The organism is Pseudomonas orientalis, assembly GCF_022807995.1.
Classification (GTDB): Bacteria; Pseudomonadota; Gammaproteobacteria; order Pseudomonadales; family Pseudomonadaceae; genus Aquipseudomonas; species Aquipseudomonas orientalis_B.
In genome coordinates this window covers 5,009,181-5,033,715 of the sequence record NZ_CP094351.1, presented here as the reverse complement: position 1 = coordinate 5,033,715, position 24,535 = coordinate 5,009,181, and the positions used below count along the sequence as shown (strand labels likewise).

Here is a 24,535-nt window from a genome sequence, read left to right as displayed (position 1 = left end):
ACTGTCATCGGGGGCAAGCCCCCTCCCACATTTTATTGCGCGGCGGGCAGCAGGAACCGAGCAATGACCGGCAAGTGGTTGGAGATGCGCAAGGTATCTTCCTGCCTGACCTTGGCCTCCACCCGCTTGATCCGCGCGCTGTAGAACAGGTAGTCCAGCGTCCGATCCGGCCCCTCGAGGCTTGGGTCATTGGGGAAGTGCGTCAGCCATTGCTTGCGGTCGATGCCGCTCGATTCACTGTTGCTCGGGATCATCGGGTATTTATCCCACAACAGGTGCAATTCACTGTCCGGCGAATACTCGCCGCGTTTTTGCGCATCCAGGCGCAGGAATTGGCCCAGCGGCAGCAGATTGAAATCCCCGCCGATCAACCAGGGCGTGCCGCGGCCTTCGAGGTTATCCAGTAACTTCACGGTGGCCTCCACCTGTCCCTGCACGGCACTGCGCCCAGGCACGCCGCCATCCAGGCGCGTGTTGAGTACCGCCAGTTGCCCGCCGTCGCTCAGCGGCAGGTAAGTCAGCAACAAGGCCGGCCTGGGCTGGAACTGGCGGCTGATGAAATTGGCATCGGCGGTCGGTAATTGCAGACGCTCGGCGTGTTCGATCTGGTAGCGGCTCAGCGTCGCCAACTTGCGCCCGACGCTGCCGAAGATGGGCAGGCTGGGCACAAAGTCGGCTTTCCAGTCGAACGCCTGGGCGCTGCAGGGGTAGAGGTCGACCAGCCGCTCCTGCAACAGCGCGAGTTGATCCTGGTAATGGGAGGGCTTGGCGCCTTCGTCGATTTCCTGCAACAGCAGGATGTCGGGCTGTTCGTCGCGGATCACCCGCGCCACTTCGTCGAGGCTGAAGGCCATGTCTTCAACCGTGGGCCGCTCGTCCGGGCCGCTGCCGTCGGGAGTGTCGTACCAGAACACGTAGTTCTTGCCGGCCAGGTACTGCAGATTCCAGGTCATCACCTTGAGCGTCTGCCCCGGCAGCAGGGTCGGTGCACGCGGTGCCACGCAACTGACCGGCAGGGTCTCCTTGTCGGCCGGGCGCCAGGTCAGGCTGTAGATCAGTGCAGCCAACAGGCCTGCAATCAGCAGCAGGCTCAACAGGGTGATGCGCAATAAACGGGTCATCGGCTCGGCTTATGTGCGTTTCAGAAGAGGCACGGAGCATATCACCGCGCGTCGGCGTCGCCACCGATCAACATGAATAAACGGAACAGCACCACACTGGTAAACAGTTGCAGGAAACTGTGGGCGCTGTCCATCAGCAGCCCCAGCAGCGGCGCGGGTTCGGGATACGCCGCCACGCTGGCACCCTTGAGCAGCCACAGCGGGGTCATCACACACAGCAGGCACATCAGGATGCGCCAGAAATGTCCACGGGTCAGGCGCAGGCTTTCCTTCATCGCTTCAAGCGCCGACAGGCCGCGCAATACCAGCAGGTACTCGGCAAACGCCAGCACCACCATCAGCCACAGGCCCGGCAGGAAGTACAACGACAGCCCGAGCAGAATCAGCAGCGTGCTCATCGCGGTCAGCAGGGCGAAGCGCGGCCACATGGCCAGGGCGAGGGCCCACACATCCCGGGTACGCGGCGATTCACCCCGGGTACGGGCGTCGAGGAACAGGATCAAGGCGCCGGTGTACAACGGATACACCAGCAATCCCACCATCACGCTGTAACCGCTGAAGGCCTCCGGGCCCAGCGTGTGGTCGAGCACCTGTTGCAACAGGGCCTCGAGGATCACCAGCGGCAGGCACAGCTGGACGATGGCGCCCAGGTTGCGCAGGGTAAAGCGGAAGGAGTCGCGCAGCACGTCTAACGGATTCATCAGAGTCATCACAGGCCGAAAAGCAGGGGCACACTTTAACCGATAGCTGGTCTGGGCAAGCAAACGTAAACCTTGAGTAAAGACCATTGAAACAATTGGTAACAGCCCCATAACTAGGGCGTACCTTGCCTGATGTCAGGCGGGACCCTGATTTTTACCGGCAATCTAACGAGGTCGCCATGAACAGCGAAGAACAAACCCTGATCGATGGACTGTTTTCACGGTTGCAGCAAGCCGAGACGGACTCAGCCCCCCGCGACGCCCAGGCCGAAGCACGGATCAAGGAACACATGACTCGCCAACCGGCCGCCGGCTATTACATGACCCAGTCGTTGCTGGTGCAGGAACATGCGCTGCAGAGCCTCGACGCGCAAAACAAGCAGCAGGCCCAGCAGATCCAGCAACTGCAGGAAGAATTGCAGCGCGCCAAATCCACGTCCGCACCCGCGGCTCCGGCCAGCGGCGGTGGTTTCCTGTCGAGCATCTTTGGCGGTGGTTCACGCGATGCGCAGCCTGCGCCGGGTAATTCGGGCGGCGGTTGGCGTGAGCCGGCGCGGCCATCGTTCAATCAGCCGGCGCCGCAGCAGAATTATCAACAGCCGCCACAACCGGCCGCCGCCGCACCAGCCGGCAGCGGGTTTCTGGGTGGCGCCATGAAGACCGCTGCCGGCGTGGCCGGTGGTGTATTGCTCGCCGAAGGCATCAGCAGCCTGTTTCATCACAACCAGCAACCGCAGGTGGTGGAAGAGATCATCGAACAACCAGCGCCGGCGAGCGATCAAGGTGGCTGGGGCAACGATGATCAGAAGTTCGCCGGTAATGACAACTGGGGCGGCAACAACACCGACAGCATCGCCGACAGCGATTATGCCGACGACTCCTCTGCCTTTGGCGACGACGATTCATTCGTCTGACCCGCTCGACCCGGGGCGCTGCGTCGCCCCGGTCTGATTTTTTCCCGGAAACCTCCCCATGGCTGGCATACTGGCAACCTTTCCGGGCGCTGGCGCCTGGCGGTCAGTGAGGAAGTGCGGTGAAGAAAATTGCAGTGTTCGCCGATGTGCAAAACCTCTATTACACCGTGCGCCAGGCCTATGGCTGCCACTTCAACTACGCGGCGCTGTGGGCTGATATCAGCGCCCATGGGCAGATCGTCGAGGCGTACGCCTACGCCATCGACCGTGGTGACAGCAAGCAGCAGCAGTTCCAGCAGATCCTGCGCAACCTCGGCTTTACCGTGAAGCTCAAGCCCTATATCCAGCGCAGCGACGGTTCGGCCAAGGGCGACTGGGACGTGGGCATCACCCTCGACATCATGGACGCCGCCGACCACGTCGACGAAGTGGTACTGGCTTCCGGCGACGGGGATTTCGACATGCTGCTCGAGCGCATCATCCACAAGCATGGCGTGCAAGCGGTGGCCTACGGCGTGCCGGGGCTGACCGCCAACTCGCTGATACGCGCCGCCAGCCGCTATGTGCCGATCGAAGGCGCGTTGTTGCTCAAATAGAACGTTGAACGGAGTTGGAACAGGTTTGGAACGTATAGCGGTCATCGACTTTGAAACCACCGGCATCACCCCGAGCAGCCACTGCCGGGCCACGGAAATTGGCGTGGTCATCCTTGAGCGCGGGCACATTGTCGACCGCTACCAGAGCCTGATGAATGCCGGCGTGCGCGTGCCAGGCTTTATCGAGCAACTCACCGGCATCAGCAACGCCATGCTGCGCAACGCGCCACCGGCCGAGCGGGTGATGAACGAGGTCAATGAGTTCGTCGGCACTACGCCGCTGATGGCGCACAACGCCGCGTTCGACCAGAAGTTCTGGGACTTTGAACTGGGCCTGATCCGCCGCACCCGCCTGCAGAAATTCGCCTGCTCCCTGCTGCTGGCCCGCCGCCTCATGCCGGCTGCGCCGAACCACAAGCTCGGCACTCTCAACAGCTACGCGCAACTGCCCCACACCGGCCAGGCTCACCGGGCGCTGGCGGATGCCGAGATGGCCGCCAACCTGACGGCGCACCTGGCGCGGGAACTGCGCCAGACCCACGGCCTGCGCGAACTGTCCCACGACCTGTTGTGCACCTTGCAGAAAGTGCCTGCCGCGAAGATCAATGAGCACCTGAAGAAACATCGCGGGTTCTGAACCCGCCACACTCTCAAGAACACCAACGATCCAAATGTGGGAGGGGGCTTGCCCCCGATAGCGGTGGGTCAGCTACAAATAAGCTGGCTGATACACCGCAATCGGGGGCAAGCCCCCTCCCACATTTAGTTATGCGGCGCCTATCGAGCCTGCGTGCACTCCAACGCCTGATCCACCACCCCCTTCGCCATCTCCACCAAATGCATCACCGCCCGCTGCGGCGCCTTCATCACCTCACCCGACGCGTGGGCCGTCTCCACCGCGCAATGCAACAAATCCGCCGCATGGGCCAGGGCGTCTTCGAAGCTCAGGTTGTCATTCAAGATAAAAATCGGCGCATCCGGGGCGGAGGCCTTGAGGTAGTAGTCGATGGCACGACGGTGGAGCAGGGCGTCTTCGCTGAGGAAGTCTGCACGGGTGTCGGTTGATGCGGAAGTTGCTTTGACCATGTTGATAACTCCAGGTTATTTAACTCGCTCCTTCCGTCAATTTCGGCTTGCACTTCCGGTCATCGAAGGGCCGATGACATGGGGGAGATTATCTGTGGGAATTAATCAGAACAAGGCGCGAAAGGTCACTCGGAAACGTCCCGCAAATGAAAGAGATCGGTCTTGCGATGAAGCTAATGACGCCATCGGGGGCAAGCCCCCTCCCACATTTTGAATGGGTTCACAAATCAAAGTGTGGGAGGGGGCTTGCCCCCGATGGCGGCGGGTCAGCTACCATTTTTCCCATTGGCTTCCAACTGCCCCAGCGGCACCCGCCGCTCTATGGCGCTCGACAAGATGATCGAGGTCTTGCTGAACCCGAACTTCGCCACGCGATCAATCAGGTCCTCCAACTGCGGCATGGTGCCCACCGCCGCCTGCATGATCACGCACGGGTCGCCCGTCACCCGGTGGCATTCGGTCAGTTCGGGAATTTGCGCCAGGGCGTCGTACACCTTCTGGCTGCCGTGATTGGTCAGCCGCAATTCAATCACGCATTGAATCGGCAGGCCGACTTTGGACAGGTCCACCTTGGCCTGATACCCGGTGATCACGCCGCAGGCCTCAAGCTTGGCCACGCGCTCGGCCACGGCGGGGGCGGAGAGGTTCACCGTGCGCGCCAGTTGCGCGTAGGACGCGCGCCCATCTTCGAGCAGGGCGCTGAGGAGCATGCGGTCGTATTTGTCCATGATAAGGCTCCGGTTGTGCGTGGCTTTCGAAAGCACGGTTTATAGCCTTCATAACCATGCTTTGAAAAGTGTATGGGCGCTTTAAACAGGTTTTGTAACTTATGTTTATTCACCTTCGTTTCTAGAATAAGCCTCCCATCTCCTGCCATAGAGCCGCCCAATGCCTGGCCCACGTCGCTTTCCCTTACCGTTGATCGCCGCCTTTTTTGCGTTGTATGGGATCTGGGGTTCCACTTACCTGGTGATTCGCATCGGCGTGGAGTACTGGCCGCCGCTGCTGCTGGCGGGGATTCGGTTTTGCACGGCGGGCGCGTTGATGTATGGCTACCTGCGGTGGCGCGGGGTGCCAGCGCCGACCTGGCCGCAGTGGAAGGCGGCCGGGATGATCGGTATTTTGCTGCTCACTGTAGGCAACGGTGGCGTCAGCGTGGCCGAGCATATGGGCGTGTCGTCCGGCGTGGCGGCGTTGGCGGTTGCGACCGTGCCCTTGTTTACCCTGCTGTGCGGTTTTTTCTGGGGCGCGCGTAATACGCGGCTGGAATGGGCCGGGGTGCTTCTGGGGATTATCGGTATTGCGATGCTCAACATGGGCACTACCTTGCAATCGAGCCCACTGGGGGCGGTGTTGCTGTTGATGGCAGCGGCGTCCTGGGCCTTCGGCTCGGTGTGGAGTCGGCATTTGCCGCTGCCCCAGGGCGCCATGGCCAGTGCCGCGGAAATGCTGGTGGCCGGTGTGGCGCTGCTGATCGTCAGCACGCTGTCCGGCGAACACCTGCAGGCCATGCCGCCGCTGGAGGGCTGGCTGGCGCTGGCCTACCTGACGGTGTTCGGCTCGATCATCGCCTTCAACGCCTACATGTATCTGCTCAAGCACGTGCGCCCGGCGGCGGCGACCAGTTATGCCTACGTCAACCCGGCGGTGGCGGTATTGCTGGGGATTGTGTTCGTCGGCGAGAGCATCGGCCTGGAGGAAGCCCTGGCGATGCTGGTGATCATCAGCGCGGTGTTGCTGATCAGCCTGCCCCAGTGGCGCAAGCCCAAGCCGGAAATAAGGTAAACTGCCGCGCATTACGCCCATGCGCTGAATTTTTCCTACGGTAAACACATGACTTTCGCCACCCTTGGCCTGATCGAACCCTTGCTGCGCGCCCTTGAGACGCTTGGCTACCAGACCCCGACGCCGGTGCAGGCGCAAGCCATTCCGGCGGTGCTGGCCGGTCGCGACCTGATGGCCGCCGCCCAGACCGGCACCGGCAAGACCGCAGGTTTTGCCTTGCCGCTGCTGCAACTGCTGACGATGGAAGGGCCGAAAGTCGCCGCCAACTCGGCCCGTGCGCTGATCCTGTGCCCCACCCGTGAACTGGCTGAGCAGGTGCATGCCAGCGTCGCCGAATACGCCCAGCACCTGCCGCTGACCACCTACGCGGTGTACGGCGGCGTGAGCATCAACCCGCAGATGATGAAGCTGCGCAAGGGTGTCGACATCCTGGTCGCCACCCCTGGCCGGCTGATCGACCTGTTCCGCCAGAACGCGCTGAAACTCAATCAGCTGCAAACCCTGGTGCTGGATGAAGCCGACCGCATGCTCGACCTTGGCTTCTCCGAAGAGCTGGCGAACATCTACCGCATGCTGCCGAAAAAGCGCCAGACCCTGCTGTTCTCCGCGACCTTCTCCGACGACATTCGCCTGCTCGCCGGGCAGATGCTCAACGACCCGCTGAGCATCGAAGTGAGCCCGCGCAACGTCGCCGCCAACACCGTGCAGCAGTGGGTGGTGCCGGTGGATAAAAAGCGCAAGGCGGAGCTGTTCGTGCACCTGATGCGCAAGGGGCGCTGGAAGCAGGTGCTGGTGTTCGCCAAGACCCGTAACGGCGTGGACGCGCTGGTGGACAAGTTGCAGGGCCTGGGCATCAATGCCGACGGCATCCATGGCGACAAACCCCAGGCCACACGCCAGCGCGCACTGGACCGTTTCAAGGCCAGCGAAGTGCAGATCCTGGTGGCCACCGACGTGGCGGCCCGTGGCCTGGATATTGAAGATTTGCCGCTGGTGGTCAACTTCGACCTGCCGATCGTTGCCGAAGACTACATCCATCGCATCGGCCGTACCGGGCGTGCGGGCAACACCGGCGAGGCGATTTCGCTGGTGTGTGCCGATGAAGTGAACATGCTCTCGGCTATCGAAATGCTCACGCGCCAGACCCTGACCCGCAAGATGGAACCGGATTTCGTACCCGAGCACCGCGTGCCGGAGACCGATGCCAGTGGGCAGGTGGTGAAGAAGCCGAAAAAGCCGAAGAAGCCCAAAACATCCGGTGGTGGCGGTAAGCGCAATCTGGGCAAGTGGGTGGACAGCGGTGACGTGGCGCCGGTGGAGCCGTCGATCAAGCCGGTGCGTAAGGTGCCGGTGTTTAATACGGGGCCGCGTAAGAAGAAGTGATTGTGTGGTGGGGCTGATGGCCTCATCGGGGGCAAGCCCCCTCCCACATTTTGAATGTGTTCACAAATCAAAATGTGGGAGGAAGCTTGCCCCCGATGGCGGCCTTGAATCCACCCCACCTCTCAGCGGTTAAGCCATTCCAACAGCCCAAGCCCAGCCGCTCTGCCACTGGCAAAACAACCGGTCAGCAAATACCCCCCGGTCGGCGCCTCCCAATCCAGCATTTCCCCCGCACAAAACACCCCTGGCAGTTGCTTGAGCATCAGCCGCTCATCCAGTGCTTCAAACGGCACACCACCTGCGGTGCTGATGGCTTCGTCGATGGGCCGCGTCTTGACCAATCTCAGCGGCAACGCCTTGATCTCCACCGCCAACTGCGCCGGATCATTAAAGTGTTCAGCCGGCGCCAGCTCACGCAACAGCGCCGCCTTGACCCCGTCCAACCCCAACTGACTGTGCAAATGCTTGCTCATCGACCGCGACCCACGGGGCTTGGCCAGTGCAGCCTGCACCTTGTCCAGGGGCTTGCTCGGCAGCAGATCGATATGCACCGTGGCGGCGCCGTCACGGTTGATCGCGTCGCGAATCGGCGCCGACAGCGCATAGATCAGGCTGCCTTCGATACCGGTGGCCGTCACCACGCATTCCCCCAGGCGGGGTTTATCGTCCCCCAGCCCAATGGCGACATTTTTCAACGGCGCCCCGGCGAATTTGCTGACCATCAGCTCGCTCCAGGCCGACACTTCGAACCCGCAGTTGCTCGGTTGCAGGCGCACATAGGGCACCCCTCGGCCTTCCAGCAAATTCAGCCAGGCCCCATCGGAGCCCAGGCGGGACCAACTGCCGCCGCCCAGAGCCAGCAGCACGGCATCGCTATGGACAACTTTTTCGCCCTCGGGGGTGTGGATAAGCAGGTCACCCTCGGCATTCCAGCCCACCCAGCGATGCCGGGTGTGGATAACCACGCCCTGGTCACGCAGGCGCTTGAGCCAGGCACGCAGCAGCGGCGCAGCTTTCATGTCGGTAGGAAATACGCGGCCGGAGGTGCCGACAAAGGTTTGAATGCCCAGGCCGTGGATCCACGCGCATAACGCTTCGGCCCCGAAGCTGCGCAGCAATGGCGCCATGTGCGGGGCGCGTTCGGCGTAGCGCGCCACAAAGGCCGGATAGGCCTCGGAGTGAGTGATGTTCATGCCGCCCACGCCGGCCAGCAGGAATTTGCGCCCCACTGACGGCATGCCGTCGTACAGGTCCACGCGTACCCCGGCCTGGCTCAGGATTTCGGCTGCCATCAGCCCGGCTGGGCCGCCGCCGATAACGGTGACGTGGTGAGTTGCGGTGTGAGGCATGGGCAGGGCTACGGTGCTGTGAATAAGTCGAGCATTCTACCGGACGGCGCGCCCGCTGCCTGATCAAAAAACGTACAGTTTCCTACAGGCCTTAGCGGCGCTTGCTCTCAGGCGCTTACGCTCACGTTATCCACAGGCCGTTCCACAGCTCGTGTGGGTAACGTGCATAAGTCAGTGACAACCTGATGACGTCCACACCCGCTGCGCGCTGTGATGCAGGATGCCGTGGCGGCGCGCCAGGGCAGGGCGGTCCTTGCTGTAGCCGCCACCGATCACGCCCATGACCGGAATATCGCGGCCCAGGCAGTGACGCATCACGCTTTCATCGCGGGCGGCAACGCCGGCATCTGTCAGCTTGAGGTAACCGAGTGCGTCGTCCTTGTGTACATCTACGCCCGCGTCGTACAGCACCAGATCCGGCTGGTAGAGCGGCAGCAGGTAATTGAGCGCGTCGTCGACCACCTTGAGGTAGTCGACATCGCCCATGTCCATCGGCAATGGAATGTCCCAGTCGCTCTGGGCCTTGCGCGCCGGAAAGTTCTTTTCGCAATGCAGCGATACGGTGATGGCATCCGGCGTGTCATGCAGGATGCGTGCGGTGCCGTCGCCCTGGTGTACATCGCAATCGAAGATCAGCACCCGATTGACCCGGCCGCTGGCCAGCAGGTAATGGCTGATCACCGCCAGGTCATTGAAGATGCAGAAGCCCGCCGGGTAATCGTAATGGGCGTGATGGGTGCCGCCGGCGAGATGGCAGGCCAGGCCGTGTTCCAGCGCCTGCTCGGCCGCCAGGATCGAGCCGCCCACCGCGCGCACGGTGCGGCGCGCCAAGGCTTCGCTCCACGGCAGGCCGAGGCGCCGTTGGTCTTCGCGAGACAACTCGCCGCTCATATAGCGTTCGATATACCCGGGGTCGTGGGCCAGGCCCAGAATCTGCGCCGGGCACAGTTGCGGGCGCAGCAACTGGCTGTCCTCGGTCAGGCCGCTGTCCACCAGGTGGTCGCGCAACAGGCGAAACTTGTCCATGGGAAACCGGTGGTCCGCCGGGAACTCGGGGCTGTAGTCATCGTGGTAGATCAATGGCAAGGGCATGGGATTTTCTGACGGGAATCTGCGTCGGATCTTACCAGCGCTGTACACTCACGCACATGGCAAGGAGAGGGGCCCCATGGAGCCGATACTGGAATTGGAAAGTGCACGTCTGATCATGCGCCCATGGCGTGACAAGGACCTGCAGGCATTCGCTCAGATGTGCGCCGACCCGCAGGTGATGCGCTATTTCCCGGCCAGGTTGAGCCACCTGGAAAGCGCCGCACTGATTGGGCGCATTCGCGGCCACTTCGCCGAATATGGCTTCGGCTTCTGGGCTTTGCAACGCAAGGACAGTGGCGAATTCATCGGCCTCACCGGGCTGCAGAACGTCAGTTTTGAAGCGAGCTTCACTCCGGCGGTGGAAATCGGTTGGCGCCTGGCTCGCGAACATTGGGGCCTGGGTTATGCGAGCGAGGCGGCGTGGACCGCATTGCGCTGTGGTTTCGATCGCTTGACGCTGGATGAAATTGTCGCCTTCACCACCGAAGCCAATTTGCCTTCACAAAAAGTCATGCAGGCCATCGGTATGCATTACGATCCGCAGGCTGATTTTGAACACCCCAAAGTCGCAGCCGACGACCCGCTGCGCCCACACGTTTTGTACCGCATCACCCGCGCCCAATGGTTGGACACGCTGCACGGGTAGGAGCGAGCTTGCTCGCGAAGAACGCAAGTGCGCCGTGGAGTATCAGAAACCCCGCGTCACCATTAACGACCTTCGCGAGCGAACTCGCTCCTACAGGTGAAGGTAGATGCTGTTTTGCTCTGAGGAGAGTGTGAATGAGCCAAGTATTGGAAGATCTGGTGGACTTGCTGACCCTGGAGCCGATCGAGGAAAACCTCTTTCGCGGCCGCAGCCAGGACCTGGGTTTTCGCCAACTGTTCGGTGGCCAAGTGCTCGGCCAGTCGCTGTCGGCGGCCAGCCAGACGGTAGAAGAAGCGCGTCACGTGCATTCCCTGCACGGCTATTTCCTGCGCCCGGGAGACGCGGCACTGCCGGTGGTGTATTCGGTGGACCGCGTGCGCGATGGCGGCAGCTTCAGTACACGCCGCGTTACCGCGATTCAGAAGGGCCATCCGATTTTCACCTGCACCACCTCCTTCCAGTACGACGAAGAAGGCTTTGAGCACCAGACCACCATGCCCGTAGTGGTCGGCCCGGAGAACCTGCCCTCGGAGCTGGAACTGACTCAGCAGCGCGCGCACCTGATCCCCGAGCACATGCGCGACAAGCTGCTGTGCCCCAAGCCCATCGAAGTGCGCCCGGTCACCGAAAAAGACCCGTTCAACCCGCAGCCGTCCGACCCGGTCAAGTACGTGTGGTTTCGCGCCGACGGTGCCCTGGCCGATGCGCCGGCGCTGCATAAGTACCTGCTGGCCTACGCTTCGGATTTCGGCCTGCTGACCACCTCGCTGCTGCCCCACGGCAAGACCGTGTGGCAGAAAGACATGCAGGTCGCCAGCCTCGACCACGCGCTGTGGTTTCACGCCGACCTGCGCGCCGATGATTGGTTGCTGTATGCCATGGACAGCCCCTGGGCCGGCAATTCCCGTGGGTTTTCCCGTGGCAGCGTGTACAACCGCGCCGGGCAACTGGTGGCCTCGGTGACCCAGGAAGGCTTGATCCGTCATCGCAAGGACTGGGCATGAACCTGGCCGACGTGCGGCATTGGGTGTTCGACATGGACGGCACCCTCACGGTGGCGGTGCATGATTTTGCGGCCATCCGCGTGGCGCTGGAAATTCCCGCCGAAGACGACATCCTCACGCACCTTGCCGCGTTGCCGGCGGATATCGCGGCGGCCAAGCATGCCTGGCTGCTGGAGCATGAGCGCGAGCTGGCGCTGGGCTCGGTAGCCGCCGAGGGCGCGGTTGAACTGGTGCGTGAGCTGGCCGCACGCGGCTATCGCCTGGGGATTCTGACCCGTAATGCGCGGGAGCTGGCCCATATCACCCTGGAGGCGATTGGCCTGGCGGACTGCTTTGCCCTTGAGGATGTGCTGGGGCGTGATGATGCGCCGCACAAGCCAGACCCGGGTGGGTTGCTGAAACTGGCGACGGCCTGGAACGTGGCACCCGGCGAGATGGTGATGGTGGGGGATTATCGTTTTGACCTGGACTGTGGCCGGGCAGCGGGGGCCAGGACCGTGTTGGTGAACCTGCCGGAAAACCCGTGGCCTGAGTTGACGGATTGGCATGCCGAGGACTGTGCGGCGCTGCGCCGAATGATCCAGCCCAGGCAATAGCGATCAACTGTGGGAGGGGGCTTGCCCCCGATAGCGGACTGTCAGCTAAACATATGCAGGCTGACACACCGCCATCGGGGGCAAGCCCCCTCCCACATTTTTAATCCGGTTTCTTCAGTGAGCGCGGGAACATTTCTGCTGCGCAGCTTTGTGCCGGATGGTCCAGCCCAGGCAATGAAGATCAACTGTGGGAGGGGGCTTGCCCCCGATAGCGGTCTGTCAGCTAAGCATGTGCTGGCTGACCCACCGCCATCGGGGGCAAGCCCCCTCCCACATATTTGATCCGGTTTCTTCAGTGATTATTGTGGGAATAATGCCGCTTGCCCCTGCGGCGAGGTGAACATCTTGTCGCCGTCATGGCCAACCCCCGGCACTTCCACCAGCCGGTGACCCAGCTGCGGATGCCGCTGCTTGACGTAGTCGAAATAGTTGTGCCCACGAATCAACCGATAGGCACCCTGGGTTTCGGCTTCGCAGCTTTTATCCAGCGCAGGATGGTTGGGATCGGTGTCCTGCTGGCCCAATAGATAGGTGATGTCGCGCGACACGTAGGCTTGTTCCAGTTGCTGGGCGCCTTGGTCACCGACGTAATGCGGCAGGTGTTGCATGCCATATTTCCAGTCGTTGAAGCTTGGGCAACTGGCCGCATCGAACGGCACCGGCCGCTGCGGGCTGAAGTAGGCGTAGGACGAGGGATTGGCGACCACGTACCGCAGGCTGATGCCCTCGGTTTGCAGCAACGGGTGATCGTGGCCGGTGAGGGCGAAGCGTTGTACCACTTGGCCACCACCTGAATGCCCGGCGATGACGATTTCTTTCAGCGTCGGGAACAGCGTGCGGTTGCCCAGGTGCTGGATGATCTGGTCGAGGGCGGCGTAGGAGCTGATATGGCCGGGGCCTGTCGAGGGGTCGCCGGCCATCCAGTCGTTACCCTTCCACTGCAATACCTGATCGCCCAGATGGTTACGCTTCACATCCGACTGATTGAGAAACTGCGGCGCGATCACCAGCGTATTGCCGCCAACCCCGGCATGGTTGGCGGCGTCGATGCCGCTTTGCAGGTAGGTCTGTGCATTGCGCAGGCGGCCATGCACGATGATCAGCGCACGAGTGACCTTGGGCAACGGCTGGCGCCAGTCCTGGCTCAAGCCGAGGCTGAGGTCGCCGGCCTCCAGATGTAAGCGATCGGGGCTGACCACCTTGACGCCGTGTTCGGCCGCCAGGGTGCAGCAGGACACTGACAAACCCAGCAGCAGCCCCCATCGTTTGATCATCTAGAGACTCCTGGCCGTAAAGGTATCGCACTGGGATATCTGCCCCTGGGCGAAGCCGGTCTTGAACCAGCGCACGCGCTGGGCCGAGGTGCCGTGGGTAAACGAGTCCGGCACGACGCGCCCCTGGCCCTGCTGCTGCAGGCGGTCATCGCCGATGGCGTTGGCGGCGTTCAGGGCTTCTTCGATATCGCCGGGTTCCAGCCAGTTCAGGCGTTTTTGCGCGCGGTTGGCCCACACGCCGGCAAAGCAGTCGGCCTGCAGTTCCTGGCGTACCAGCAGGCCACCGTCGCCTTCCATCGGTCGACCTTGCTGGCGCGCGGCCTGGATCTTGGACGAAATACCGAGCAGGGTTTGCACGTGATGCCCGACTTCGTGGGCGATCACATACGCCTGGGCGAAATCGCCGGCAGCCTGGAAGCGTTGCGACATTTCCCGGAAGAAATCCAGGTCCAGGTACACCTGCTGATCCGCCGGGCAATAGAACGGGCCGCTGGCCGAGGTGGCGCCCCCGCAGGCGGAGTTCACCCGGCCACGGAACAGGATCAGTTTGGGGTTCTTGTAGGCCAGGCCGTTTTCCTGGAAGACCTGGCCCCAGGTGTCTTCGGTGTCGCCCAGCACGGCGCGCACGAAGTCGGCCTGCTCATCGTTGGCCGGTGGCGCCTGGCGCGACTGTGACTGTGTGCTGACCGACGGCGCCTGCTCCATCTGGCCGGTCAATTGGCCGAGGATCTGCATCGGGTCCTGGCCGGTGAGCCAGCCGATGCCTACAATCAGCACGATGGCGGTCAGGCTCAGGCCCTTGCCGCCACCGAAGCGCATACCACCGCCACCGCCACCGCTGTCATCGCGGGCATCGACCACGTTGTCGCTGCGTCGGCCTTTTTTCCATAGCATGGGGCAATCCTCTTGTTAACGGTCCGGCATATATGAAGGGAGTATGGTCGTAATCAGCGGCAATAGCCTTCGCCGGCGGCGACAATCAGGCAGTCTTTTTTATCCGCCAGCCACTTCAGGCCAGTGGCTGCTCCGTCCCCGGCGCGCAGCACTTGGGGGCCGTCCGGGCGGGTGAAGGCGATGCCGTCATCGGTTGCCTGGCCCTTGAACGTGCCGGAAGCATCCGCATCCAGGCCATATTGCATGGTCAGGAGGTAATGACCGCGACCGATGCTGTCGTCCTTGGCGATGCTCAGGTTCAAGCCTTCGACGCCGATCCACTTGCCGACCCATTTATCGGTGGGCGGGGTCTCGGGCACCAGGGTCGCCTGTACGGAGGCGGGCGCAGGCTTCGGGGCTTCTTTTGGGGTCTTGTCGCAGGCAGAAAGCAGAGCCAGAGCAGACAGGGCAAACAGGATTTTTTTCATAGCGGCAGGGCCTTGATTAAAAAGTGTGCAACGCCGGGGCGTGCGTGCAGGGTTGGACTCAAATCTGCTGATTTAGTGCGCTGTTCGCCCGGTGTTTGGTTATGCTCTTGGGGCAGGTGCATGGTCGGCTGCTAGATTACTGGGTTGAGTGCAATCGCGTTCCCCTCGCCACACAAGAGAATTCAATGACTGTCAGTACCCCACTTTCCGGCGTCAACCATCCGTTCAAAGGCATCCTGCTGATTGTGCTGGCAACATTCCTGTTCTCCAGCCACGACGCCTTGTCCAAATACCTGGCCGGGTTCTACCCGATCGTGATGGTGGTATGGGCGCGGTACATGGTGCATACCTTGCTGATGGCCGGGATCTTCCTGCCCCAATCGGGCCTGCGCGTGCTGCGCAGCAAACGGCCGGGCATGCAGGTGGTACGGGCATTGTGCCTGTTGGGCACCAGCCTGTTCTTCACCACGGCGCTGCATTACATCCCGCTGGCCGAAGCCACGGCGGTGAACTTCCTCGCGCCGATCCTGGTGACGGCGCTGTCGGTGCCCTTGCTCGGCGAGCACGTCACACGTGGCCAATGGCTGGCGGTGATCTGCGGGTTTGTCGGCGTGGTGATCATCATCCATCCGGGTGGTGAGTTGTTCACACCGGCGGTGCTGTTGCCGCTGTGCTCGGCGCTGTTCTTCTGTTTCTACCAACTGCTCACGCGCATTCTCAGCCAATACGACAGTCCCACCACCAGCAATTTTTTCGCCGGCCTGTGCAACACTTTGGTGATGAGTGCGATGGTGCCGTTCTTCTGGCAGATACCCACCCTGTGGCATGGCGTGATGATGCTGGCGCTGGGCACCTGCGGGATGACCGCGCACTTGATGCTCACCCAGGCGTTCCGCTTCGCGGCGCCGGCCTTGCTGGCACCGTTCGGCTATTGCCAGATTGTGTTTGCGGGTTTGTTGGGCTGGCTGGTGTTCAGTCATACCCCCGACATGACCACGGTGGTCGGTATCGGGGTGATCTGCATGAGCGGGTTGGCCGCTGCCTGGCAGCAGCGGCGTCGGTAAATTAAACGTCTACCGTAGGAATCTTGCGCGGCGCCATGAAGTACATCCACACCAGTGCGATGAAATACATCGCCGGGATCAGGGTGAACAACGCGGTGTAGTTGTTGTGGGTCACCGTGAGGATGTGGCCGACGATCTGGGTCATGAACATGCCGCCGATGGCCGCGCACATGCCGCCGAAACCGAACACCGTGCTCATCATGTGCTTGGGCGTGTAGTCCATCACCAGGCTCCAGATGTTGGCGGTCCAGGCCTGGTGCGCGCCGATGGCCAGGGAGATGGCGAACACCGCGACCCACAACTGGCTGGAGCCGGCCGCCATGATCACACCGACGATGCAGCAGGCGAACAACAGCATCGACAGCAACCGCGCCTTGATCGAGTTCATCCCGCGGCCGATCAGGAACGAGGACAGGATGCCGCCGCCCACACTGCCGAAATCGGCGGTCAGGTAAATGATGATCAGCGGAATGCCCATCTGCGTCACGTTGATGCCCAGGTTGTATTGCTGGTTCAGGAACGGCGGCAGCCAATACAGGTAGAACCAGAATACCGGCGCGGTCAGTGCGTAGGCGATGGCAAAGGCCCAGGTGCCGCGCATGCGCAGGATGCGGCTGAACGGTACGCCAGGTTGTTCCGGCTCGGCGTGCTGTTGCACGTAGTCCAATTCTGATTGTTTGACGGTCGGGTGCTCTTCCGGGTTGTAATATTTCAGCCCCCAGAACACCAGCCAGATCAAGCCCAGCGAAGCCATGCACAGGAACGCCGCCTGCCAGCCCCACACGTGCAGGATCAACGGCAGCAGCATGGGCGTCATCATGGCGCCGACGTTGGTGCCGGCGTTGAAGATGCCTGTCGCCACTGCGCGCTCACCGGCGGGGAACCAAAGGCGCGTGGTTTTCACACAAGCCGGGTAGTTGGCCGCTTCGGTGAGCCCGAGGATAAACCGACAGACCATAAAGCCGACCGCCGAGGTCGCCAGGCCGTGGGCACCGGTGGCCAGGCTCCACAGCAGTACGGCGCAGAAAAACACGCGCTTGACGCCCACCCGGTCGATCAATCGGCCCTGCAGCACAAAGCCGATGGCGTAGCCGACCTGAAACCAGAAGTTGATGTTGGCGTAGTCCATCGCCGTCCAGCTCATTTCCTTGGCCAGAATCGGTTGCATCACACCCAGGGCGGCGCGGTCGATGTAGTTGAGGGTGGTGGCGAAGAACACCAGGGCCAGCATGCCCCAGCGGGTTTTACCCACGGCCAGGGCGCCGCGGATCTTGTCGCCGATGCCGGCGTGCGGGGTGCCGGGGCGCGTGGCCAGGGCGGGATTTTGCAAAGGCATGAGGTCGTACCCGTTTTTGAAATTTTTATGGTGAGATCTGGGTCTTGGTGCAGGGTCGATGGTGCGCAGTGGTTAAAAAGTCGTCAATTCGCCAAAGGGGCATAGTGTTCGATAATCGCACCAAAAACTAACCGGTTCGTACATTTTAATTGCCGCGTGTAGGCTGGGGGCGAATAATTTGCCATAAACAACAATTGCCGGGAGTGACCCATGCAACGTTCCATCGCTACCGTGTCGTTGAGCGGCACCCTGCCGGAAAAGCTCGAAGCCATTGCCGCCGCCGGGTTTGATGGCGTTGAGATTTTCGAGAACGACCTGTTGTATTACGACGGCAGCCCGCGTGAAGTTAAACAGATGTGCGCCGACCTCGGTATCGCCATCACGCTGTTCCAGCCGTTTCGCGACTTTGAAGGCTGCCGCCGTGATCGTCTGGCCCGTAACCTGGAGCGCGCCGAGCGCAAATTCGACCTGATGCAGGAGCTGGGCACCGACCTGGTGCTGGTGTGCAGTAACGCCTCGGCCGATTGCGTGGGCGATGAACCCATCCTGCTCGACGACCTCAGCCTGCTGGCCGAACACGCCGGCCGCCGTGGCTTGAGAATCGGCTACGAAGCGCTGGCCTGGGGCAAGCATGTAAACACCTGGCAACAGGTGTGGAACCTGGTGCGCCAAGTGAATCACCCGAGCCTGGGCGTGCTGCTCGACAGTTTTCACACCTTGTCTCTCAAGGGCGATCCGAGCGGCATAGCCCAGATTCCCGGCGACAAAATCTTCTTCGTACAAATGGCCGACGCGCCGATCCTGGACATGGATGTACTGGAGTGGAGCCGGCATTTCCGCTGCTTCCCCGGCCAGGGCGAGTTCGATCTGGCAGGTTTTCTGGCGCCGATCATTCAGAGTGGCTACACCGGGCCTTTGTCCCTGGAGATTTTCAACGACGGCTTTCGCGCCGCACCGACGCGGGCCAATGCGGCGGATGGGTTGCGCTCGTTGCTGTACCTGGAAGAGAAAACCCGCCAACGCCTCGCTGCGCAACAACCTGCGGTGCCCCTGGATATCCTGTTCGAGACCCCGGCGGCCAGTGAATACGACGGCATCGAATTCCTTGAATTTGCCGTGGATGAAAGCCTTGGCGCCAAGCTCACCCATTGGCTGGAACGTCTGGGCTTCACCAAGGCCGGCCAGCACCGTTCCAAAAATGTGAGCCTGTTGCGTCAGGGCGATATCAACCTGATCCTCAATTGCGAGCCCTATTCCTTTGCCCACAACTTTTTCGAGGCTCATGGGCCGTCGTTGTGTGCCACGGCGATGCGAGTCAAGGACAGCGCCAAGGCATTGGAACGAGCGGTGGCGTACAAAGGCCAGCCCTATCGCGGCCTGGTCGGGCCCAATGAGTTGGAGTTGGCCGCCGTGCGTGCGCCGGATGGCAGCCTGATTTACCTGGTGGACCAGAGCGAGGGCGGCTTGTACGACACCGATTTCAACCTGCAACCGGCGACAGCCGCCAGTGGCGGCTTGCTGCGTATCGACCATATGGCCATGGCGCTGCCGGCCGACAGCCTCGACAGCTGGGTGCTGTTCTACAAAAGCCTGCTGGATTTCGAAGCCGACGATGAAGTGGTGCTGCCCGATCCCTACGGACTGGTCAAAAGCCGCGCACTGCGCAGCCGCTGCAGTTCGATTCGCCTGCCGCTGAATATTTCCGAGAACCGCAACACGGCCATTTCCCACGCGTTATCGAGCTATCGCGGCTCGGGTGTGCACCACATTGCTTTCGATTGCGCGGATATTTTCGCCGAAGTGCGCCGGGCCAAGGAGGCCGGCGTGCCGCTGTTGGATATCCCGCTCAATTACTACGACGACCTGGCTGCGCGCTTTGATTTCGACGATGAGTTTCTCAGCGAACTGGCGTACTACAACGTGTTGTACGACCGCGACGCCCAGGGCGGTGAGCTGTTTCATGTCTACACCGAAGCCTTCGAGGGCCGGTTTTTCTTTGAGATCATCCAGCGCAAGAATGGCTATGCCGGCTATGGCGCGGCCAACGTGGCGGTGCGTCTGGCGGCCATGGCCAAGTCGCGCAGCGGTACGGTGCGCCAGGCCCGTTTATAAGGCGGTGGGGTGCTTCCTTCGGGGAGCGCCTCGGCCCATAATCGGGCCTGCATAAAAACGCCGTGAGCGCACCATGACCCTGATTCCCGATCTCTCTGCCGTGTCAGACGCACCGCGCAAGAGTCGCAAGAACAATCCGGAAAAAACCCGCGAGAATATTCTCCAGGAAGCCGTTGTCGAGTTTGTTCAGCAAGGCCTGTCCGGCGCCCGCGTGGATGCCATCGCCGAGCGCATCCACACCTCCAAGCGCATGATCTATTACTACTTCGGCAGCAAGGAGCAGCTCTACGTCGAAGTGTTGGAGAAGCTCTACGGCGATATTCGCAACACCGAAACCCGCATGAACCTCACGGCCCTGGAACCGCGCGAAGCGATCCGCCGGCTGGTGGAGTTCACCTTCGACCACCATGACCAGAACGTGGATTTCGTACGCATTGTGAGTATCGAAAATATTCACAACGCCGAGTATGTGAAACGCACCAGTACGATCAAGGACATGAACAGTAAAATCCTCGAGAGTCTCGGTGAGACCTTGCGTCGAGGCGCTGAGATGGGACTGTTTCGTGAAGGGTTGGAGCCGCTGGACGTCCACCTGTTGATCAACTCGTTCAGTTTTTATCGCGTATCCAACCGCCATACGTTCAGCGAGATTTTTCAGATCGAATTGTCGGATGAGGCGATCAAGCAGCGGCATCGCGAGATGATCTGCGAATCGGTGTTGCGTTACCTGCAGGCTTGAATTCACCGAGTGACCAATGTGGGAGGGGGCTTGCCCCCGATTGCGGTCTGTCAGATGAGCATGTGCCACTGATACACCGCTATCGGGAGCAAGCCCCCTCCCACATTTTTACACCGGTTCCTACAGTGAGGTGTTCATGCTCTGGAAGTGCGCCAGCATCCGGTCCGCATCCGCCGCTGTGCCACTGAACAACTCAAATGCCTTCACCGCCTGAAACACCGCCATTTCAGGGCTGAGTGCAATCAATGTGGGAGGGGGCTTGCCCCCGATTGCGGTCTGTCAGATGAGCATGTGCCACTGATACACCGCTATCGGGAGCAAGCCCCCTCCCACATTTTTACACCGGTTCCTACAGTGAGGTGCTCATGCTCTGGAAGTGCGCCAGCATCCGGTCTGCATTCGCCGCTGTGCCACTGAACAATTCAAATGCCTTCACCGCCTGAAACACCGCCATATTGCCGCCATCCAGGGTACGGCAACCCAGGGCGCGGGCGTCGCGCAGCAATTGGGTTTCCAACGGGAAATACACGATTTCCGCCACCCACAGCCCGGCGTGCAATAACGCGGCGGGCACCGGTGTGCCGGGCAGCTTGGCCATGCCCATCGGGGTGGTATTGACCAGACCCTGCGCTTCGGCCACGGCGTTAGCCAACTGGCCACCGACCTGAGCGCGACCGTCTCCAAAACGCCGGGCGAGGTTGTCCACAAGCTCGCGCGCTCGGGTGGTGTCCACGTCGAAGATGCTCAACTGTTCAACGCCTTCCGCCAGCAGCGCGTGCGCCACCGCCGCGCCCGCACCGCCGGCGCCCATCTGCACCACGCGCTGGCGTGGCACATCATTGAAATTGCGTCGGAAACCTGCGGCGAAGCCCAGGCAATCGGTGTTATGGCCGATGCGCTTGCCGTCCTTGAACACCACCGTGTTGACCGCGCCAATGCCCCTCGCCTCGTCGGACAGTTCATCCAGCAGCGGCAGGATCGCCTGCTTGCACGGGTAAGTAATATTCAAGCCGGTGAAGTGCATCTGTTCGGCGGCACGCAGCAGATCGGGCAGGGCATGGCTGTCCAGGCGCAGCGCCTCCAGGTCGATCAGGCGATACAGGTAGCGCAGTCCCTGGGCGTCACCTTCCTGTTCATGCAGGGCGGGCGTGCGGGAGGCCTGGATGCCGGCGCCGATCAGGCCGGCGAGAACGCGGGGCTTCATCAGGCGCATCCTTTCAACGAGTGGCTGAAATGCTCCAGGGCCAAGTGGTAGCCATGGCTGCCAAACCCGGCCAATACCGCCTTGGCAATCGGCGAAACAAAGGAGTGATGACGAAACGCCTCACGGGCATGCACGTTGGATAAATGCACTTCGATCACCGGCACTTCACTGGCCACCAGCGCATCGCGAATCGCCACCGAGGTGTGGGTCCAGGCCGCCGGGTTGATCACGATTCCTGCGCAACGGGCGCGGGCGGCGTGAATCCAGTCGAGCAATTCGCCTTCATGGTTGGTTTGGCGAAACTCGATGCTCAGCCCGAGTTTTTCCGCGCTGCGGCCACACAGCGCGGCGATGTCGGCCAGGGTTTCATGGCCGTAAGTGGCGGGCTCGCGGGTGCCGAGCAGGTTGAGATTGGGGCCGTTGAGCACCAGCACGATAGGCGGCATAGAGGGGTCTCCACAGTTTTTATTGGTTGTGGAGTTAAAATGTACTGAATGGTTAATTTGGTCAATAAATGGCGGTGGATCTGTTCGATTATCGAACTTTTAATCCGTTGCGCAGGGAGGATCGCGTGTGGGAGGCGGCAAGAGCGGCCCCCACAGCGGTAACAGCGTTGCGTGGCAGGCTTATCGACGGGTCAGCAACACACCCGATTCCATATGATGCGTCCACGGGAACTGGTCAAACATTGCGCATTGGGTAATGCGATGCGTGTCATGCAGCTGCGCGATGTTCGCCGCCAACGTCTCCGGGTTGCAGGAGATGTACAGGATGTTGTCGAAACGCCGGGTCAGTTCGCAGGTGTCCGGGTCCATGCCGGCGCGGGGCGGGTCGACGAAGACGCTGCCGAATTCGTAGCTTTTCAGGTCGATGCCGTGCAGGCGCCGGAACGGGCGCACTTCATTCAGCGCCTCGGTCAGCTCTTCGGCGGAAAGGCGCACCAAGGTGACGTTATCCACGGCATTTTCATCAAGGTTGCTCAAGGCCGCATTCACCGAGGTCTTGCTGATTTCGGTGGCCAGCACCTTGCGCACGCGGGTCGCCAGCGGCAGGGTGAAGTTGCCGTTGCCGCAGTACAGCTCCAGCAAGTCATCCGGGCGATCACCCAGGGCGTCGTACGCCCAGTTGAGCATCTTGCGATTCACCGTGCCGTTGGGCTGGGTGAAGGCGCCTTCGGGTTGGCGGTAGCTGAACGTGCGGCCACCGACCTCGAGTTTCTCCACCACATAGTCGTGGCCGATGACATCGCGCTTGCCCTTGGAGCGGCCAATGATGCTCACATTCAGGTCAGCGGCCAATTTATTCGCGGCAGTGTGCCAATGCTCATCCAGCGGGCGGTGATAACACAGGGTGATCATCGCGTCGCCGGCCAGCGTGGTCAGGAATTCCACCTGGAACAGCTTGTGGCTCAGGGCGGCGCTGGCTTGCCAGGCGGCCTTGAGCTGCGGCATCAATTGGTTGATGCGCTGGCTGGCAATGGGAAACTCTTCAATGAGGATCGGCGTGCGCTTGTCGTCCTGGGCGAACATGGCGTAGTGGCGATCCCCGCCTTCGCGCCACAGGCGGAACTCGGCGCGCAGGCGGAAGTGCTGCAGCGGCGAGTCGAAGACCTGCGGCTCGGGCGCGTCGAAGGGTGCCAGCAGGTCACGCAAACGCGTGACCTTGTCTTGCAGTTGAGCGGTGTAGTGTACGGCGTCGAAAGTCATGCGTTGAACCAGCCCAGCTTGATCACGAACAGAATCGACAGAATCACCAGTGCCGGGTTCAGCTCACGGTAGCGGCCCGAAAGCAGCTTGATGGCGGTCCAGGCGATGAAACCGAAGGCGATGCCGTTGGCGATGGAGTAAGTGAACGGCATCGCCAGAGCGGTGATCACCACCGGCGCGGCCACAGTAATGTCATCCCAGTCGATTTCAGCCAGGCCGGACGTCATCAACACCGCCACAAACAGCAGCGCCGGTGCGGTGGCGAAGGCCGGTACGCTGGCCGCCAAGGGCGAGAAAAACAGCGCCAGCAGGAACAGGATCGCGACTACGATGGCGGTCAGGCCGGTACGGCCACCGGCGCTCACGCCGGCGGCGGATTCGATGTAGCTGGTGGTGGTCGAGGTGCCCAGCAGCGAGCCGGCCATGGCCGCCGTACTGTCGGCGATCAGCGCACGGCCCATTTTCGGCATATGGCCGTCCTTGCCCATCAGGCCGGCGCGCTTGGCGACGCCGATCAGGGTGCCGGAGTTGTCGAACAGGTCGACGAACAGGAAGGCAAAGATCACGCTGACCAGGCCGATGTCCAGCGCGCCCTTGATGTCCAGTTGCAGGAAGGTCGGCGCCAGGGACGGTGGCATGGAGGTCACGCCGCCAAACGGGGTGACGCCGAGCAGGATCGAGACAATGGTCACCGCCAGGATGCCGATCAACACGGCACCGCGCACCGCCAGGGCTTCCAGTGCAACGATCAGCACGAAGCCCAGGGTCGCGAGGATCGGCGCCGGTTGTTTCAGATCGCCCAGGCCCACCAGCGTGGCCGGATTGGCGACCACGATACCGGCGTTGTGCAGGGCGATCAGCGCCAGGAACAGGCCGATACCGGCAGCAATCGCCGAGCGCAGGGGCAGGGGAATGCTGTTGATGATCCACTCACGGATACGGAAGATCGACAGCAGGAAGAACAGCACCGCCGAAATGAACACCGCGCCCAGCGCAACCTGCCAGGTGTGGCCCATGTGCAGCACCACGGTGTAGGTGAAGAAGGCATTGAGGCCCATGCCCGGCGCCAGCGCGATCGGGTAGTTGGCGATCAGGCCCATCACGGTGGAACCGATGGCCGCCGCCAGGCAGGTCGCGACAAACACTGCGCCCTTGTCCATGCCGGTTTCACCAAGGATGCTCGGGTTCACGAACAGGATGTAGGCCATGGCCAGGAACGTGGTGATACCCGCGAGAATCTCGGTGCGCACGTTGGTGTTGTGGGCTTTGAGTTGAAACAGCTTTTCCAGCATGCCGGCTCCCTGTGACGCTATCTTGCGTCGTGATTTGTTGACCTCTAAGTCAAAGCACAAACTGCGCCAAGCGCCTGTGGTTTCAGAGAGGATCGGAAAAAGCGGCGCATCATACCAGCAGCCGAGGCTGTGTGGCGCATGGCCTTGAGGCATACTGCGCCGACGTTCAACAGC

At 61.7% G+C, this 24,535-nt stretch carries 25 protein-coding genes and 1 pseudogene; 11 read left to right on the top strand and 15 right to left on the bottom strand.

Features of this window, described 5'->3' with window-relative positions; translation table 11 throughout:
• Nucleotides 1–32: 32 nt before the first annotated feature.
• Together MRY17_RS22480 and MRY17_RS22475 are read right to left on the bottom strand one after the other, a co-directional pair.
• Nucleotides 33–1,121, bottom strand: a complete 1,089-nt coding sequence (locus MRY17_RS22480; protein WP_243352890.1) for an endonuclease/exonuclease/phosphatase family protein — start codon at nt 1,119–1,121, stop codon at nt 33–35.
• Between the two features lie 41 nt (nt 1,122–1,162).
• A complete protein-coding gene (locus MRY17_RS22475; RefSeq protein ID WP_243352889.1) occupies nt 1,163–1,822 on the bottom strand; it encodes a YciC family protein in 660 nt (219 codons plus the stop codon).
• Between the two features lie 179 nt (nt 1,823–2,001).
• Between MRY17_RS22475 and MRY17_RS22470 the strand changes: the two genes are divergently transcribed.
• From MRY17_RS22470 to MRY17_RS22460, 3 genes are all read left to right on the top strand, one after another.
• Nucleotides 2,002–2,736 carry a DUF2076 domain-containing protein gene (locus MRY17_RS22470; RefSeq protein WP_243352888.1) on the top strand — a complete coding sequence of 245 codons (735 nt, stop codon included), beginning with the start codon at nt 2,002–2,004 and terminating at the stop codon, nt 2,734–2,736.
• Nucleotides 2,737–2,855: 119 nt separating this feature from the next.
• Entirely contained in the window at nt 2,856–3,332 is a 477-nt protein-coding gene (locus tag MRY17_RS22465) for an NYN domain-containing protein (RefSeq protein ID WP_057724933.1), read from the top strand.
• Between the two features lie 25 nt (nt 3,333–3,357).
• A complete protein-coding gene (locus MRY17_RS22460) occupies nt 3,358–3,969 on the top strand; it encodes a 3'-5' exonuclease (RefSeq protein ID WP_057724934.1) in 612 nt (203 codons plus the stop codon).
• Nucleotides 3,970–4,109: 140 nt separating this feature from the next.
• On the opposite strand, the gene MRY17_RS22455 is transcribed toward MRY17_RS22460, so the two are convergent.
• The gene (locus MRY17_RS22455; protein ID WP_243352887.1) at nt 4,110–4,418 is read right to left on the bottom strand and encodes a DUF6124 family protein; all 309 of its coding nucleotides are present in this window, start codon (nt 4,416–4,418) and stop codon (nt 4,110–4,112) included.
• A 266-nt stretch (nt 4,419–4,684) separates the two neighbouring features.
• Nucleotides 4,685–5,146 carry an Lrp/AsnC family transcriptional regulator gene (locus MRY17_RS22450; RefSeq protein WP_243352886.1) on the bottom strand — a complete coding sequence of 154 codons (462 nt, stop codon included), beginning with the start codon at nt 5,144–5,146 and terminating at the stop codon, nt 4,685–4,687.
• 160 nt (nt 5,147–5,306) lie between these two features.
• Here MRY17_RS22450 and yedA point away from each other — a divergent pair, with 160 nt between their 5' ends.
• The gene (yedA, locus tag MRY17_RS22445) at nt 5,307–6,203 is read left to right on the top strand and encodes a drug/metabolite exporter YedA (protein WP_243352885.1); all 897 of its coding nucleotides are present in this window, start codon (nt 5,307–5,309) and stop codon (nt 6,201–6,203) included.
• Nucleotides 6,204–6,251: 48 nt separating this feature from the next.
• Nucleotides 6,252–7,586, top strand: a complete 1,335-nt coding sequence (locus MRY17_RS22440) for a DEAD/DEAH box helicase (protein WP_243352884.1) — start codon at nt 6,252–6,254, stop codon at nt 7,584–7,586.
• 122 nt (nt 7,587–7,708) lie between these two features.
• Here the strand turns inward: MRY17_RS22440 and MRY17_RS22435 are convergent, their stop codons facing one another.
• The gene (locus MRY17_RS22435) at nt 7,709–8,935 is read right to left on the bottom strand and encodes a TIGR03862 family flavoprotein (RefSeq protein ID WP_243352883.1); all 1,227 of its coding nucleotides are present in this window, start codon (nt 8,933–8,935) and stop codon (nt 7,709–7,711) included.
• Nucleotides 8,936–9,106: 171 nt separating this feature from the next.
• Nucleotides 9,107–10,027, bottom strand: a complete 921-nt coding sequence (locus MRY17_RS22430) for a histone deacetylase family protein (protein WP_243352882.1) — start codon at nt 10,025–10,027, stop codon at nt 9,107–9,109.
• A 76-nt stretch (nt 10,028–10,103) separates the two neighbouring features.
• Here MRY17_RS22430 and MRY17_RS22425 point away from each other — a divergent pair, with 76 nt between their 5' ends.
• The 3 genes from MRY17_RS22425 (at nt 10,104) to MRY17_RS22415 (ending at nt 12,273) form a co-directional block, all read left to right on the top strand.
• Nucleotides 10,104–10,673 (top strand): GNAT family N-acetyltransferase, encoded by a 570-nt coding sequence (locus MRY17_RS22425; RefSeq protein ID WP_191953252.1) that lies wholly within the window; start codon nt 10,104–10,106, stop codon nt 10,671–10,673.
• Between the two features lie 134 nt (nt 10,674–10,807).
• Nucleotides 10,808–11,677 (top strand): acyl-CoA thioesterase II, encoded by an 870-nt coding sequence (tesB, locus tag MRY17_RS22420; RefSeq protein ID WP_065895199.1) that lies wholly within the window; start codon nt 10,808–10,810, stop codon nt 11,675–11,677.
• Nucleotides 11,674–12,273: an HAD family hydrolase gene (locus tag MRY17_RS22415; RefSeq protein ID WP_243352881.1), complete on the top strand. Its 600-nt coding sequence runs from the start codon at nt 11,674–11,676 to the stop codon at nt 12,271–12,273. The genes tesB and MRY17_RS22415 overlap by 4 nt, the downstream gene beginning before the upstream one ends.
• Nucleotides 12,274–12,572: 299 nt before the next feature.
• On the opposite strand, the gene MRY17_RS22410 is transcribed toward MRY17_RS22415, so the two are convergent.
• From MRY17_RS22410 to MRY17_RS22400, 3 genes are read right to left on the bottom strand one after another with little or no spacing between them, the layout of a single operon-like run.
• Nucleotides 12,573–13,547 carry an alpha/beta hydrolase gene (locus tag MRY17_RS22410; RefSeq protein WP_243352880.1) on the bottom strand — a complete coding sequence of 325 codons (975 nt, stop codon included), beginning with the start codon at nt 13,545–13,547 and terminating at the stop codon, nt 12,573–12,575.
• Nucleotides 13,548–14,441: a KPN_02809 family neutral zinc metallopeptidase gene (gene ypfJ, locus MRY17_RS22405; RefSeq protein ID WP_243352879.1), complete on the bottom strand. Its 894-nt coding sequence runs from the start codon at nt 14,439–14,441 to the stop codon at nt 13,548–13,550.
• Nucleotides 14,442–14,494: 53 nt separating this feature from the next.
• Nucleotides 14,495–14,908, bottom strand: coding sequence for a lipoprotein (locus MRY17_RS22400; protein WP_191953249.1), 414 nt, complete (start codon nt 14,906–14,908; stop codon nt 14,495–14,497).
• A gap of 185 nt (nt 14,909–15,093) precedes the next feature.
• Between MRY17_RS22400 and MRY17_RS22395 the strand changes: the two genes are divergently transcribed.
• Entirely contained in the window at nt 15,094–15,972 is an 879-nt protein-coding gene (locus MRY17_RS22395) for a DMT family transporter (protein WP_065886891.1), read from the top strand.
• Between the two features lies 1 nt (nt 15,973).
• Here MRY17_RS22395 and MRY17_RS22390 read toward each other — a convergent pair whose 3' ends face one another.
• Nucleotides 15,974–17,308: an MFS transporter gene (locus MRY17_RS22390; protein WP_243352878.1), complete on the bottom strand. Its 1,335-nt coding sequence runs from the start codon at nt 17,306–17,308 to the stop codon at nt 15,974–15,976.
• A gap of 210 nt (nt 17,309–17,518) precedes the next feature.
• Here MRY17_RS22390 and quiC point away from each other — a divergent pair, with 210 nt between their 5' ends.
• Complete coding sequence (quiC, locus tag MRY17_RS22385; RefSeq protein ID WP_243352877.1) at nt 17,519–19,420, top strand: 3-dehydroshikimate dehydratase QuiC; 1,902 nt, start codon at nt 17,519–17,521, stop codon at nt 19,418–19,420.
• A 73-nt stretch (nt 19,421–19,493) separates the two neighbouring features.
• Nucleotides 19,494–20,159 carry a TetR/AcrR family transcriptional regulator gene (locus tag MRY17_RS22380; protein ID WP_243352876.1) on the top strand — a complete coding sequence of 222 codons (666 nt, stop codon included), beginning with the start codon at nt 19,494–19,496 and terminating at the stop codon, nt 20,157–20,159.
• A gap of 120 nt (nt 20,160–20,279) precedes the next feature.
• Here MRY17_RS22380 and MRY17_RS22375 read toward each other — a convergent pair.
• The 5 genes and pseudogenes from MRY17_RS22375 to MRY17_RS22355 all read right to left on the bottom strand — a co-directional run.
• Nucleotides 20,280–20,384, bottom strand: a pseudogene (locus tag MRY17_RS22375) (shikimate dehydrogenase); the annotation flags it as partial.
• Between the two features lie 124 nt (nt 20,385–20,508).
• Nucleotides 20,509–21,363, bottom strand: coding sequence for a shikimate dehydrogenase (locus tag MRY17_RS22370; RefSeq protein WP_431768374.1), 855 nt, complete (start codon nt 21,361–21,363; stop codon nt 20,509–20,511).
• A complete protein-coding gene (gene aroQ, locus MRY17_RS22365; RefSeq protein WP_065895204.1) occupies nt 21,363–21,809 on the bottom strand; it encodes a type II 3-dehydroquinate dehydratase in 447 nt (148 codons plus the stop codon). The genes MRY17_RS22370 and aroQ overlap by 1 nt, the downstream gene beginning before the upstream one ends.
• Nucleotides 21,810–21,989: 180 nt before the next feature.
• Nucleotides 21,990–23,069, bottom strand: coding sequence for a tRNA (uridine(54)-C5)-methyltransferase TrmA (trmA, locus tag MRY17_RS22360; RefSeq protein ID WP_191955847.1), 1,080 nt, complete (start codon nt 23,067–23,069; stop codon nt 21,990–21,992).
• The gene (locus MRY17_RS22355) at nt 23,066–24,361 is read right to left on the bottom strand and encodes an NCS2 family permease (RefSeq protein WP_034117796.1); all 1,296 of its coding nucleotides are present in this window, start codon (nt 24,359–24,361) and stop codon (nt 23,066–23,068) included. The genes trmA and MRY17_RS22355 overlap by 4 nt, the downstream gene beginning before the upstream one ends.
• Nucleotides 24,362–24,535: the final 174 nt, after the last annotated feature.